This window comes from Kribbella sp. NPDC004138 (assembly GCF_053603655.1).
Genome location: NZ_JBSGFZ010000002.1, coordinates 279,434 through 293,217 on the forward strand (window position 1 = coordinate 279,434; position 13,784 = coordinate 293,217).

A 13,784-nucleotide genomic window follows, 5' to 3' on the forward strand; every position below is an offset into this window, starting at 1 on the left:
AGCTCCTCATTGCACCGGTGCGACCTTGGTGATCAGCGCACCGAAGGTTCCGGCGACCGCGGCGGTGGCGAACGCCGTGATGAACAAACCCATCGCGACGCGGCGAAGCCGGTCGTTACGCGCCAGGCCGGCTCCGTAGTAGAGCACCAGGAACGCGGCCGTGGTGGCGAGCATCGGGCTGAGCCAGGCGAGGTGCTCTTTCCACTCCATCCCGAACGTGTGCCATCTCTCGGTGTTGGGGTCGGCGAGCAACACCGACCGTGGGCTGGCCGGGTTCTTCTCCCGGTACCAGGGATAGACGATCCACGTTCCGGTGACGACGGTGCCCCACGCCGCCACTGCCATCGACGACACACCCAGCCGGAGCCGACGCGCCGAGGTCCGGATGCCGGCGGTTGTCTCGGCTGCGGGCCGCAAGGCATGCAGCTCGGCCAGTCCGCCCGCGAAACCCAGCAGGAACAGTGCTCCGAGCACCATCCCGTGGATCAGGCCCCACCACTCCCTGCTCGTGAGTTCCATCGCCGCTTCCTCCCCCTGCGACAGTTGGTCCTCTCATCAAGCGGCCGATGGTCAGGGCCAACCAAGGATCTTGGGTCCCGTCCTGTCGGGACCAAAGACCCATTTCGCGGGGGACCGAGCCTGACCGCTCACTCGTAGCGGAGCGCGGCCGCGGGGTAGGTGCGGGAGGCTTTCACGCTGGGCAGCCAGGTGGTCAGGATCGTCGAGATCACCACGACGACGAGGATGATCCCCAGCGCAGCCCACGGCGGTTGGAGGGTCAGGTTCTCCATGCCCGGCTGGTCGGCGGCGTCGGAGATGACGTTGGCCGCGACCACCAGCCCGAGTACGGCGCCGACGACCACTCCGGTCAGTGTGATGAACAGCGACTCGACCAGGAACGTCATCTGGACCATCCGGGCCTGGAAGCCGATCGCCCGCAGTACGCCGATCTGCTGGCGCCGCTCGACCACCGAGCGGGCGCTGATCACGCCCAGCGCGGCGACGCCGATCACCAGCCCGAGCCCCAGGAATCCCAGGATCAGGTACTGGAAGGTCAGGCTCGCGCCGACCGCGTCCCGCTGCGCCTCACGCTGCGCCGTGGCCTGCATCCCGTTGTCCAGGAAGGCCGACTCCAACTGCTGCGCCACGACCTCGGGGTCGGTGCCCGGAGCGGTCCGGAAGTACCAGACGCTCGGTGCCGCCGCCGCGCCCAGCGGCGCCACGGTCCGCTGCGCCGTCGAGATGCCGACCATGGCGAGCGGCACGGTGTCGGCCAGGACACCGATGACCGTGAGCCGGAGGGTCTTGCCGGACTGGATGTCGCGGACCTCGATCGGCACGGGCCGGAAGCTGGCGTCCTCGAGGTGGAATCCCGTCAGCCCGAAGTCCGACACCTTCGGCGTACCGAAGTTGTCCAGGCGCGGAACGGAGTACGCGTCCACGACGGCGAGGCCGGGGTTGGCAGCCACCGCGTCCCAGACCGCACGATCGGAGCCGTATCCCGCAGCCCGGATCGCGAATCCGTACGTGGTGGACCGGGTGAACTCGTCGTCGAGTCCCCTCAGGACGTAGCCGGGGAACCCGCTCTGCCCGGTCTGACGGGCCTGCACGGGCAGGTACGACTGGCCGGCGACCGCGGTGATGGTGGACCGGTCGATCCCCGGCGCGGTGGCCAGCGCCTGGTTCATGTCCGTGATCGGGGTGAGCGGTGAGGTCTGCGCGGTGACGTCGTACCCGCCGCCGAACGTCTCCTCGTCGTTGTACGCCGCCACGAACGAGCCGGACGTGGCCGATCCGACGACCAGCGTGAACACGACCAGCATGAACAGACCGATCGTCGCGCCGGTGCGGAACCGGGTTCGCAGCGGCTGGGCGATCGCCGTCCGGACCACCGGTGCGGCGTGCCGGGACCGGCCGAACGCCCACATCAGCGCGGACTGCACGGCGGTCGCGTTGTAGACGACGACCATGGTCGCGCCGGCCACCAGCAGCAGCCCGGCCAGGACGAACACCGAGAACCCCATCCGCAGCCCCGGCACGAGTTTCTCGTAGACCCAGAACGGCAGCAGGTTCCACACCAGGACGCCAAGGCCCGCGACGGTGTACGTCAGCCGTTCGCTGCCGCCGAGCAGGCGGATCAGCGGGACCAGGGCGAAGATCACCAGGGTACCGCCGGCGAGCAGCAGCTCCGCGCTCTTGCCGCGGTAGGCCAGCGCGATGAACGCGGCGCCGAGCAGGAGCGTCCAGGCGATGTGGACACCCCAGGACCTCCGCCGGCGACGCCGCGGCGGCTGCGGGAGGTTGCGGACCGCGGTGACGATGTTGAGCCGGCTGACCCGCCAGGAAGCGATCAGCACCACCGCGAGCGTGAGCAGCACCCCGAGCGCGAACGAGACGACCAGACTGGTCGGCGTCAGGCGGTACCGGATCGTCACCATGCCAGGGCCTGACAGCGCACCGGCGATCGCCCGGACCATGCCCACCGACAGGGCGAGACCCAGCACGGCACCGACGACGGCGGCCAGGACGTCGTACGCGACGCCCTCGAACACGAACATCTGCACCAGCTGGCGGCGCTGGGTGCCGATCGCCCGCGCCGTGCCCATCTCACCGCGGCGCTCCGCGGCGAGCATGACGAAGACCAGGAAGATCAGCAGTACGCCGGCCGAGACGGTGAACGTGCCCATCGTCGAGAACATCGACAGGAAACTCGCGCCCTGCTCGTCGGCCTGGTCGAGTCCGTCGCGCTTCACCGGGTCGACGAACAGACCGAGCGCGGACGTCGTGGGCCGCAGCGCGGTGACGACCTCGTCGGTGCGATCCGCGCCGCCGACCTCGTCGCCGTCGTTCGACACCACGACCTGCTGGACCGCGGATCCGACGCCGAGCAGCTGCTGCGCCGATCGCAACGGCATCAGCAAGGCGCCGCCGTCGGTGCCGGCGCCGTCGTGGTCGACCACCCGGGCGACGGTCAGCCGCTGCTGACGGCCGCCCGCGAACACCACGAGCTCGTCGCCGGCCGCCGCCGAGAGGTCGTCCGCCGCTTCGGTGTTCAGGTAGACCTGTCCGGCCGCGAGCTCGTCCAGCCGCACGCTCGCACCTGATGTCGTGCGAATCCGCGCGAACGGCGACGCCGGGTCGGTCGCGAACAGCGTCACGCTCGGCTCGCTCGTGCGGCTGCGGGAGTTCTGGACGGCGATCGACTCGCTGATCGCCGGCGCCACCGCGTCGACGGCCGGCACCTGCCCGGCGGCGGCAACCACGCGAGCCGCCTCGGTCGCGGACAGGAAGCGCGCGCCCGCGCCCCGGCCGAGCGTCGCGATGTCCGGTTCGTCGGTGGAGCGTGCCGAGATGATCTCGTCGGTCTGGCCGTACGTCGTGATCACCGACGTCCGGACCGTGTGCGAGATGATGTCGCCGAAGCCGAGGGCCGAGGCGATGATCATCGTCCCGAGCATCAGGCCGCCGACGATGATGGCGGTCCGGCCGCGGCGCCGGGCCATGTTGCGGACACCCAGTTTGAACAGCACCCGGTTCCGCACCGCCAGTGCGGCCACCACGGCCAGCGTGACGACCACCAGCAGGCCGAGTACGACGGCCAGTGCCCTGACCGGAATTCCGAACAGCTCGGTCATGGCCGGCACCCCCTCAGTTCGCGGCGGGGGCGGTGACTTCCATGGACGGCAGCTCGGCCAGCGCGATCTGGTAGCGCTCACGTCCCGGCGGAGACCGGAAGATCGTCGTGTAGCGCTCCAGGGTCTCGGCGTAGAAGCCTCGCGAGCCGGCAGCGTCAGCCGCCTCCGGCGTCTCCCAGAAACTGATGATCGCGCCCAGGCCCTCCGGCGTGGCCATCACCAGCACCCCCGCGTACCCGGGCTGCTCGTGCAGCTCCGGGAGCACCTCGGCCCGGAACCGCTCGACCGCCGACGCGGTGTCGATCCGGACGGTGTCGATCTCAAGCAACGTGAGACGCGTGAACATGGCTGGGCTCCCTCCGTTCGTTCACGACCTGCTCGTCGACCACCCGGCCGTCGAGCATCCTGATGATCCGGTCGGTCCGCCGGCCGACGGCGATGTCGTGGGTCACGATCAGGAAGGTCAGGCCCCGCTCCCGGTTCAGCCGCCGCATCAGCGACGTGATGTCCTCCGCCGACTCGCTGTCCAGGTCGCCGGTCGGTTCGTCGGCCCAGACGATCGCGGGCTCGTTGACGAGGGCCCGGGCGATGGTGACCCGCTGCCGCTCGCCACCCGACAGTTCGTCCGGGACGTGCGTGGCGCGGTCGGCCAGGCCGACCAGCTCGAGCGCTTCGATCGCGCGCTCGCGGGCCGCCTTCGGCGCCCGCCCGGCGAGCAGCAGCGACAGTTCGACGTTCTCCACCGCCGACAGCACCGGCATCAGGTTGTAGAACTGGAAGACGAACCCCATCCGCTCGGCCCGGTAGCGGGTACGCGCCCGGTCCGGCAGCTCGGTGAGATCGACGCCTTCGATCAGGATCCGGCCGCCGTCGATCTCGTCCAGCCCGGACAGGCAATTCAGCAGGGTGGTCTTGCCGCAGCCGCTCGGGCCCATCACGGCGGCCATCTCGCCGCGCCGCAACTCCAGGTCGATGCCCTGGAGCGCGGCGACCCGGACCTGCCCGGTGTCGTACGTCCTCCGTACGGCGGTGGCAGACACGATGACGTCGCTCGTGGTTTGCTCGGTACCCGACGGCCGACCGGCCCGGCGTTTCAGCATGGTGGTCCTCCTCACGGGCGGGGGCGGGAACGAGGGTTCGCTCCTTCCAGCCTTGGAGCCTCACCACGCACCGGTCAGGGACGAACGTCCCGCGTCCGACCCGACGAAGGTCCGTTCAGGACCGTCCGGGCCCGCTCGCGGCGGGCCCGGACGGTGATCAGGCCAGCGACACCAGGTCGAGGTAGTCGTCGGACCAGAGATCCTCGGTGGCGTCGGGGAGGATCAGGACGCGGTCGGGGCGGAGGGCCTCGATCGCGCCCTCGTCGTGGGTGACCATCACGATCGCGCCCGGGTAGCTGCCGACCGCGCCGAGGACCTCGTCCCGGGAGGCCGGGTCGAGGTTGTTCGTCGGCTCGTCCAGCAGCAGCACGTTCGCGCTCGAATGGACCAGGCCGGCCAGCGCCAGCCGGGTCTTCTCGCCGCCGGACAGGACGCCGGCCGGCTTGTCCACGTCGTCACCGCTGAACAGGAACGAGCCGAGCACGTTACGCACCTCGCCGTCGGTCAGCCCGGGCGCGACCGTCGCCAGGTTCTGCCGGACGGTGCCGGCCAGGTCCAGCGTGTCGTGCTCCTGCGCGAAGTACCCGAGCCGCAGCCCGTGACCTGGTACGACGCGGCCGGCGTCCGGCTGTTCGCGGCCCGCGAGGAGCCGGAGCAGCGTGGTCTTGCCTGCACCGTTCAGCCCGAGGATGACGACCCGGCTCCCCCGGTCCACGGCCAGATCCACACCGTCCAGGACCTGCAGGGCGCCGTACGACTTCTTCAGGCCGACCGCGGACAACGGCGTCCGGCCCGACGGCGCCGGGGCCGGGAGACGGATCTTGGCGACCCGCGCGGCCCGGCGTACGGGTTCGAGGCCGCCGAGCAGCTTGTCCGCGCGGCGGGCCATGTTCCGCGCCGCGACCGCCGTGTTCGCACCGGCCTGCATCTTCGCCGCCTGGGCGTGCAGGACCGCGGCTTTGCGCTCGGCGACCGCACGCTCGCGCTGCCGCCGCCGCTCGTCCACGTCCAGCTGCTCGAGGTACCTCGCCCAGCCGGTGTTGTGGATGTCGATCGTCAGCCGCTGCGGGTCCAGGTGGAAGACCCGGTTGACCGTTGCCTTGAGCAACTCACGGTCGTGGCTGATGACGATCAGGCCGCCGGGATAGGCCAGCAGGAACTGCCGCAGCCACAGCACCGAGTCGGCGTCGAGGTGGTTGGTCGGCTCGTCGAGCAGCAGTACGTCGTGCTGCGCGAACAGGATCCGCGCCAGCTCGACGCGACGGCGCTGACCGCCCGACAGTTCACCGATCGGCTGCTCGAGGGCACGGTTGGGCAGACCGACGCCGGCCGCCAGCCGGGCCGCTTCGGCCTCGGCCGCGTATCCGCCGCCGGCCTGGAACGCCGCTTCGGCACGCGCGTATGCCGCCATCGCCCGCTCCTGGGCCGCGCCGGTCGCCGTACTCATCGCCGCCTCGGCCGCGCGGAGCTCCCGGACCGCTACGTCCAGGCCGCGCGCGGACAGGATGCGTGCCGTGACGGTGATGGCGGGATCGGCCGCGCGCGGGTCCTGCGGCAGGTAGCCGATCGACCCGGTCACGGCGATCTGTCCCGTTGCCGGACGGGCCTCGCCGGCCAACGTCTTCAGCAGCGTGGTCTTGCCGGCGCCGTTGCGGCCGACGAGTCCGACGCGGTCGCCCGCGCCGACAGTGAACGACAGCTCGGCCAGCAGCACCTGTGCACCGACCCGAATATCTACACCGCGAACGGTGATCATGATGGTTACTCTCCGTGTTAGCTAGTGGACGCACCTCACCTGCAGAAGCGGGTGCGCCAGCTAGACACAGAGGCAAGTAGCCATGCGCCCACGGTAACCGGGACGGGCAAGAGCCGTCAGCTGATTTTCGCGGGCAGCTCGACGACGAAGCGGGCGCCGCCGCCCGGACGGTCGGTGACCTGGATGGTGCCGTGGTGCCACTCGACGTGCCGGGCGACGATCGCCAGGCCGAGTCCCACGCCGCGGCCGCGGCTCGACATCTCGCCGCGACCGAACCGCTCGAAGATCCGGGTCCGGTCCTCCACGGCGATCCCCGGCCCGGCGTCGTCGACGGTGATCACGACCCCCAGCCCGCCCGCCGCGACGCCGACGCCCTTGCAGCCGCCGGCGTGGTCCTCGGCGTTCTCGACCAGGTTCGCGATCACGCGCTCGAGCCGGCGCTTGTCGGCCTGCAGGGTGAGTCCCTCGGCCTCCGGCTCGACGTCCGTCACCTCGCGTCCGGCCGCCGCGTCGGCCGCGGCCCGGACGAGGTCGGCGATCCGTACGATCTCGCGACTCCCCCGGTCGCCCCCGTCGTCGCGGGAGATCTCCAGCAGGTCGATCACCAGCCGCCGAAACCGGTCCAGGTCGTCGCCGAGCAGTTCAACCGGCTCCCGGACGGCAGCCGGCAGCTCGGCGCGGTGGTTCTGGATCAGCTGCATCGAGTTGAGCATCGTCATCAACGGTGTCCGCAGCTCGTGGCTCACGTCGCCGGCGAACCGGGCGTCGGCCGCCACCCGGCGTTCCAGGGCCGCCGCGGTCTGGTTGAACGACCGCGCCAGGCCGCCGAGGTCCTTGTCGTTCTCGGCCTGCAACCGCGCGTCCAGCTTGCCGCGCGCGACATGGTCCGCGACCCGGGTCAGCTCGGCCAGCGGCCGCAGGGCGAGCGTGCTGGCCAGCCGCCCGACCGCGAGCCCGAGCAGGGCGGTCGCGATCGCCGCCGCGATCAGCGTGATCTTCATCCGCTGCAGTGTCGCGTCCAGGCTGTTCAGCGGATGCCACTCGAAGAACGCGTCGCCCTGCCGCCCGATCGGTACGCCGACCGCGAGCACCGGCTGGCCGCCCACGTCGATCCGGCGCTGCACGACGTTGCCGCCGATCGCGTCCTGGATCATGTCCGGCGGCAGGTCGGACGGCTTCCCGGTCAACGAGTACCAGTGGTCCTCGAGGTACAGCATCGACGCCGCCGCGTCGGTGGCCGGCAAGCTGTTCATCAGCTCCGTCACCGAAACGCCCTTCTGCAGCGTCGGGCTGTCGCACTCGACCCGCTCGTGGCTGGGCCGGCACGGCTCGGGCGGGCCGAACAGTCCGTACCGCAACGCCGCCGCGTTGTCGACGGTGATCGTCTCGGCCGCCGCCTCCCGCTGCTGGACGAGGTAGTCCGAGACCACGCTCCAAGTCACTACCGACAGCACAGTCGACAGACCGAGCGCCAGCAGCCCGTACGCCAGCATCACGCGCCCCCGCAGGCTGAACCGTCCCAGCAAGGTCAGCTCACCAGTCGGTAGCCCAGACCGCGGGCGGTGACGAGGTGCTTCGGGCTGGCCGGGTCGCGCTCGATCTTCAGGCGCAGCCGCCGGATGTGGACGTCGACGATCCGGCTGTCCCCGAAGTACCCGTAGCCCCAGACCTTCGAGAGCAGCTGCTCGCGGCTGAGCACCTTGCCCTCGGCGCCGGCGAGCTCGGCGAGCAGCTTGAACTCGGTCCGGGTCAGCGGCAGCACCGCGCCGTCCCGCGTCACCTCGGCGCCCGGTACGTCGATCCGCAGGTCACCGATCTCGAGCAGGTCGGCCTGCCGCGCGTTGGCCGGCTCGACCCGGCGCAGCAGCGCCCGGATCCGGGCCGACAGCTCCTTCGCGACGAGCGGTTTCGTCACGTAGTCGTCGGCGCCCGCCTCCAGCCCGGCGACCACGTCGTGACTGTCGGTCCGGGCGGTCACCATGATCACCGGTACGTCGCTGGCGCGCCGGATCTCCCGGCACACCGTGAACCCGTCGCGGTCCGGCAGCATCAGATCCAGCAGCACCACGTCCGGGGGTTCCCGGCGCAGGGCGGCCAGAGCGTCGTACCCGTTGGCCGCCTCAGCGACCTGGTACCCCTCGTCCTCCAGGGCGAGCCGCAGGACCCGCCGGATCCGCGGTTCGTCGTCGACCAGCAGCAAGCTGTGTGCCACGCGACCAGTGTCGCTCACCACCGGGCCGGGCGCCGATTACGGCTGTCATGAATCCGTCATGTTCGCGCCGGGCCCGGTTGACGTCCTCATGACGGTTGCGTGACCCCGGATCCGGGCGGGTCCGGGCGGCCTAGCTTCGGCGCTATCGAGTCCCGGAGGAGGACCAATGGCCAGAAGACGGCTGGCGGCAGCATCCCTTGCCGCCGCGGCGAGCCTGATCGCGCTCGCCGCCTGCAGCAACGGCGGCGGAACGGCGTCCGGATCCGGAGGCGGATCCGCCGGCACACCGGTCAACGGCGGCACCCTGAACATGCTCGGGGCGGGCGACGTCGACTACATGGACCCCAACGTCAGCTACTACTCCGTCGGGTACCTGAACCTGCGGATGTGGAGCCGTCAGCTGTTCACCTACCCGGCCGATCCGAACGGCAAGAACACCGCGCCGGTCGCCGATCTGGCCACCGACATCCCGACCCAGGCGAACGGCGGGATCAGCGCGGACGGCAAGACGTACACGATCAAGATCCGCCCCGGGGCGAAGTGGAACACCTCGCCGGCCCGCCCGGTGACCGCGGCGGACATGGTCCTGGGCGTGAAGCGCACCGCCAACCCGCAGCAGCCGTTCGGCGGCATCCCGGACTTCGCCACGCTGATCGTCGGGTACAAGGCGTTCGCCGACGGGTTCGCGAAGGCGCCGAAGACGGTCGCGGGGATCAAGGAGTACATCGACAAGACCCCGCTGCCGGGCGTCGAGGCCAAGGACGCGTCCACCGTCGTCTTCCACCTGACCCAGCGCGCGACGTACTTCGTCGACATGCTCACCCTGCCGGCCTTCTCGCCGGCGCCGGTCGAGTCGCTCAACTACCTTCCGGCCAGCACCGAGCTCGGCAACCACTTCCCGTCCGACGGCCCGTACAAGGTCGACGCATGGGTGCCGACCAAGTCGATCACGTACTCCCGCAATCCCGCCTGGGACGCGGCGTCCGACCCGGTCCGCAAGGCGTACGTCGACAAGATCGTGGTGAACGAGACCGTCACGCAGGACTCGGTCCAGCAGCAGCTGCAGACCGGTACGCCGTCGGCCGACATGGAGTTCGACGTCGCGCCGCCGCCGTCCCAGCTGCCCGCGCTGCAGGCCAAGAAGGACCCGAACCTGACCATCGGCGACACCGCGGGCTCGAACCCGTACGTCATCTACAACACGGTCTCGCCGAACAACAACAAGGCGCTGCAGAACCCGAAGGTGCGGCAGGCGATCAGCTACGCGATCAACCGCGACCACATCCTGCAGGTGCTCGGCGGCAAGACGCTGAACCCGCCGCTGACCCACGTGCTGCCCGACGTCATCGTGGGCTCGAAGCAGATCGACCCGTACCAGTACAACCCTGACAAGGCCAAGCAGCTGCTCGCCGAGGCCGGCTACCCGCACCTCACGCTGAAGTTCCTGTACCGCAACGCGACCGAGGGCAGCAGCAAGACCTTCCAGACGGTCCAGCAGGACCTGACCAAGGCCGGCATCACGGTGGTCGGCGTACCGTCGCCGAACGCTGACTTCTACGTGAAGTACCTGCAGGTGCCGGATGTCGCGCGGCGCGGTGTCTGGGACGTTTCGCTGGCCGGCTGGGGCGCCGACTGGTACGGGAACGCGGCGCTGTCGTTCTTCAACCCGCTGTTCTCCGGTCCGCCGTCGTACCCGCCGGTGGGCTCCAACTTCGGGCTCTACAACGACCCGGAGACCAACAGCCTGATCCAGCAGGCGGCGACCGCGGAGACCCAGGACCAGGCCGCCGACCTGTGGGCCAAGGCCGACGCCCGGGTGATGGACCAGGCGGCCTTCTACCCGCTCACCAACGGCAAGCAGGCGAACTACCACGCCGCGCAGGTCCACAACGCGGTCTACGTCCCGTCGATGCAGAACTACGACCCGACGAACGTCTGGCTGTCCAAGGACAAGCAGGGCGGCTGAAACCTCATGGCTGTATTGAATGCCGCGCTGCCGCGCGGGAGCCATGGGGCTGTGACTCCCGTCCTTCCCTCGTCGCTCCGGTCGCTTCGCTCCCTCCGCTCCTCAGTCCAGGACGGGAGGCCCCATGGCTCTGCTTGAAGTAAGGGACCTGAGGGTCTCCTTCGACACCCCGGACGGCACCGTCCGTGCCGTCCGGGGGTTGTCGTTCGACGTGGAAGCCGGGCAGACGCTCGCGGTGGTCGGCGAGTCCGGGTCCGGCAAGAGCGTCGCCACCCAGACCATCACCGGCCTCACCCGCGGCGCGACCGTCTCCGGTACGGCGTACTTCGACGGCACCGACCTGATCACCGCGGACCAGGCCACGCTCCGGCGGCTCCGGGGCGCCCGGATCGGGATGATCTTCCAGGACCCGCTGTCCAGCCTGCACCCGCAGTACCGGATCGGCTGGCAGATCGTGGAGATGATCCGCGCGCACGACCTGGAGATCAGCAAGCAGGCGGCCCGGAAACGCGCCGCCGAACTACTCACCCTGGTCGGCATCCCGCGGGCGGCGGAGCGGATCGACGACTATCCGCACCAGTTCTCCGGCGGGATGCGGCAACGGGTGATGATCGCGATGGCGATGGCGCTCGACCCGGCGCTGCTGATCGCCGACGAGCCGACCACGGCGCTGGACGTGACCGTGCAGGCGCAGGTGCTGAACGTGATGCGCCGGCTGCAGGAGCAGTTCGGGACGGCGATCATCCTGATCACTCACGATCTCGGCGTGGTCGCGGAGATGGCCGACGACGTGGTGGTGATGTACGCCGGCGCGGTGATGGAACGCGCGCCGCGCCGGGACATCTTCTACCGCAACCACCACCCGTACACGCAGGGCCTGCTGGCGTCGCTGCCCGCCCGCAGCGGGGACCGGCTGACGCCGATCGCGGGCGCACCGCCCAGCCTGATCAGCCTGCCGAAGGGCTGCCCGTTCGCGGCCCGCTGCCCGCACGTGTTCGACAAGTGCGCGGAGCCACCGCCGCTGACCGATGTGGGCGGCGACCCACGTCACCAGTCCGCCTGCTGGCTCCCCCACAACGTGAACGAGGCGATGGCGTCATGAACGAAGTGCTGCTGAAGGTCGACGACGTCCGGAAGGAGTTCCCGACGTCCTCCAAGGAGGTGGTGCAGGCAGTCGCCGGTGTCTCGCTGGAGGTGCGCAAGGGCGAGACCCTCGGTCTCGTCGGTGAAACGGGCTGCGGGAAGTCCTCGCTGGCCCGCTGCATGGCTCACCTGTACGACGTGACGTCGGGCTCGGTGTGGTTCGAGGGCAGAGACATCACCAAGCTCTCGCGCAAGGCGATGCGGCCGCTGCGCCGCGACGTCCAGGTGATCTTCCAGGATCCGTACGGCTCGCTGAACCCGCGCCGCCGGGTGGGCTCGATCATCGGCGACCCGTTCAGCATCCACAACATTGCTTCCGGCAACGAGCGGAAGAAGAAGGTGCAGGAACTGATGGAGCTGGTCGGGCTGAACCCCGAGCACTACAACAGGTTCCCGGCCGAGTTTTCCGGCGGTCAGCGGCAGCGGATCGGCGTCGCGCGAGCGCTGGCGCTGCGGCCGAAGCTGGTGATCTGCGACGAGCCGGTATCGGCGCTCGACGTGTCGATCCAGGCGCAGATCATCAACCTGCTGTCGGACCTGCAGCAGGAGTTCGACCTCACCTACGTGTTCATCTCGCACGACCTGTCGGTGGTCCGGCACGTGAGCGACCGGATCGCGGTCATGTACCTGGGCAAGATCGTCGAGCTGGCGCCGACCGGGGAGCTGTTCGGGCAGACCCGGCATCCGTACACCAGGGCGTTGCTGTCGGCCCTGCCGGTCGCGGACCCGGACACCGCCGACAGCCGCGAGCAGATCATCCTCGGCGGCGACATCCCGTCGGCGACGAACCCGCCGTCCGGGTGCCGGTTCCACACCCGCTGCCCGAAGGCGCGGCTGGACTGCGCGGCCGAGGAGCCGGTGCTGGAGCCCGTCCTGGACGACCGGCCCGAGCACCGCACCGCGTGCTTCTACCCGTTGACGGTGGGCGAGGACCTGTCCACCGCCGTACCGGACCTGAGGGCATCATGAGCGAGCGAAGCGAGCTCATCAGAAAGCACAGCCCTCTTTGTGCCTCATCGGCGCCCGGAGCGAAGCGAGGACGTCGATGAGTACCGCCATCGAGATGGTCGACGTCGTCGACGAACCCCAGGTGATCGAGGGGCGGAGCCCGTTCGCGCTCGCGTTGCGCCGGTTGCGCAAGGACAAGGTGGCGATGATCTCGCTCGCCGTGATCGTGCTGATCGTGCTGATGGCGATCTTCGCACCGGTGTTCGCGGCCGTGACCGGGCATCCGCCGAACGAGCAGTACCGCGACATCGGGCTGACCCCGGACGGCCTGCCGCGCGGGCCGAACGGCACGTTCTGGCTGGGCACCGACGACCTCGGCCGGGACATCTTGGTGCGGATCGCGTACGGCGCCCGGATCTCGCTGCTCGTCGGCGTGATCGCGACCGTCATCACGGTCGTCATCGGCGTCGTACTCGGACTGGCGGCGGGCTTCCTCGGCGGGATCACCGACACGCTCCTGGCCCGGCTGATCGACGTGGTGCTGTCCGTACCGTTCCTGCTGGTGGCGATCGCGCTGGTGTCGGTGACCGGGCCGAGCCTGACCGTCACGGTGCTGGTGATCGGCTGCTTCAGCTGGGCGTCGGTCGCCCGGATCGTCCGCGGCCAGGTGCTGTCGCTGCGCGAACGGGAGTTCGTCGAAGCGGCCCGCTCGCTCGGCGCCGGCGACAGCCGGATCATGTTCGTCGACATCCTGCCGAACGTGATCGCGCCGGTGATCGTCTACACGACGCTGCTGATCCCGGTGGTGATCGTGACCCAGGCGACGTTGTCGTTCCTCGGGCTCGGCCTGCCGCCGCCGACGGCCGACTGGGGCGGGATGATCAGCGAGTCGCAGAACTACTACACGACCGCCTGGTGGTTCATCCTGTTCCCCGGTCTGGCGCTGCTGATCACCACGCTCGCCTTCAACCTGTTCGGCGACGGGGTCCGAGACGCCTTCGACCCGCGCGCAGATCGGACCTGA

General features: G+C 70.0%; 11 protein-coding genes. 4 read left to right on the forward strand and 7 right to left on the reverse strand.

The window, feature by feature from the left end; genetic code table 11:
• Window positions 1-6 precede the first annotated feature (6 nt).
• The 7 genes from ACWEOO_RS03455 to ACWEOO_RS03485 all read right to left on the reverse strand — a co-directional run bounded on the left by ACWEOO_RS03455 (window position 7) and on the right by ACWEOO_RS03485 (window position 8,703).
• Complete coding sequence (locus ACWEOO_RS03455; RefSeq protein ID WP_452141598.1) at window positions 7-519, reverse strand: hypothetical protein; 513 nt, start codon at window positions 517-519, stop codon at window positions 7-9.
• Window positions 520-647: 128 nt separating this feature from the next.
• Entirely contained in the window at window positions 648-3,635 is a 2,988-nt protein-coding gene (locus tag ACWEOO_RS03460; RefSeq protein WP_452141599.1) for an ABC transporter permease, read from the reverse strand.
• A 13-nt stretch (window positions 3,636-3,648) separates the two neighbouring features.
• A complete protein-coding gene (locus ACWEOO_RS03465; protein WP_452141600.1) occupies window positions 3,649-3,981 on the reverse strand; it encodes a hypothetical protein in 333 nt (110 codons plus the stop codon).
• A complete protein-coding gene (locus ACWEOO_RS03470; RefSeq protein WP_452141601.1) occupies window positions 3,956-4,735 on the reverse strand; it encodes an ABC transporter ATP-binding protein in 780 nt (259 codons plus the stop codon). The genes ACWEOO_RS03465 and ACWEOO_RS03470 overlap by 26 nt, the downstream gene beginning before the upstream one ends.
• A gap of 157 nt (window positions 4,736-4,892) precedes the next feature.
• Entirely contained in the window at window positions 4,893-6,491 is a 1,599-nt protein-coding gene (locus tag ACWEOO_RS03475; RefSeq protein ID WP_452141602.1) for an ABC-F family ATP-binding cassette domain-containing protein, read from the reverse strand.
• 116 nt (window positions 6,492-6,607) lie between these two features.
• Window positions 6,608-8,017 (reverse strand): HAMP domain-containing sensor histidine kinase, encoded by a 1,410-nt coding sequence (locus ACWEOO_RS03480; protein WP_359936314.1) that lies wholly within the window; start codon window positions 8,015-8,017, stop codon window positions 6,608-6,610.
• 2 nt (window positions 8,018-8,019) lie between these two features.
• On the reverse strand, window positions 8,020-8,703 hold the full coding sequence (locus tag ACWEOO_RS03485; protein WP_359936315.1) for a response regulator transcription factor: 684 nt from the start codon (window positions 8,701-8,703) through the stop codon (window positions 8,020-8,022).
• Between the two features lie 166 nt (window positions 8,704-8,869).
• On the opposite strand from ACWEOO_RS03485, the gene ACWEOO_RS03490 reads away from it, so the two are divergent.
• The 4 genes from ACWEOO_RS03490 (at window position 8,870) to ACWEOO_RS03505 (ending at window position 13,784) form a co-directional block, all read left to right on the forward strand.
• Window positions 8,870-10,669, forward strand: coding sequence for an ABC transporter substrate-binding protein (locus ACWEOO_RS03490; RefSeq protein WP_359936317.1), 1,800 nt, complete (start codon window positions 8,870-8,872; stop codon window positions 10,667-10,669).
• Between the two features lie 124 nt (window positions 10,670-10,793).
• Window positions 10,794-11,771: an ABC transporter ATP-binding protein gene (locus tag ACWEOO_RS03495; RefSeq protein WP_452141603.1), complete on the forward strand. Its 978-nt coding sequence runs from the start codon at window positions 10,794-10,796 to the stop codon at window positions 11,769-11,771.
• Complete coding sequence (locus ACWEOO_RS03500; protein ID WP_359936321.1) at window positions 11,768-12,781, forward strand: ABC transporter ATP-binding protein; 1,014 nt, start codon at window positions 11,768-11,770, stop codon at window positions 12,779-12,781. The genes ACWEOO_RS03495 and ACWEOO_RS03500 overlap by 4 nt, the downstream gene beginning before the upstream one ends.
• A gap of 76 nt (window positions 12,782-12,857) precedes the next feature.
• Window positions 12,858-13,784, forward strand: coding sequence for an ABC transporter permease (locus ACWEOO_RS03505; RefSeq protein WP_452141604.1), 927 nt, complete (start codon window positions 12,858-12,860; stop codon window positions 13,782-13,784).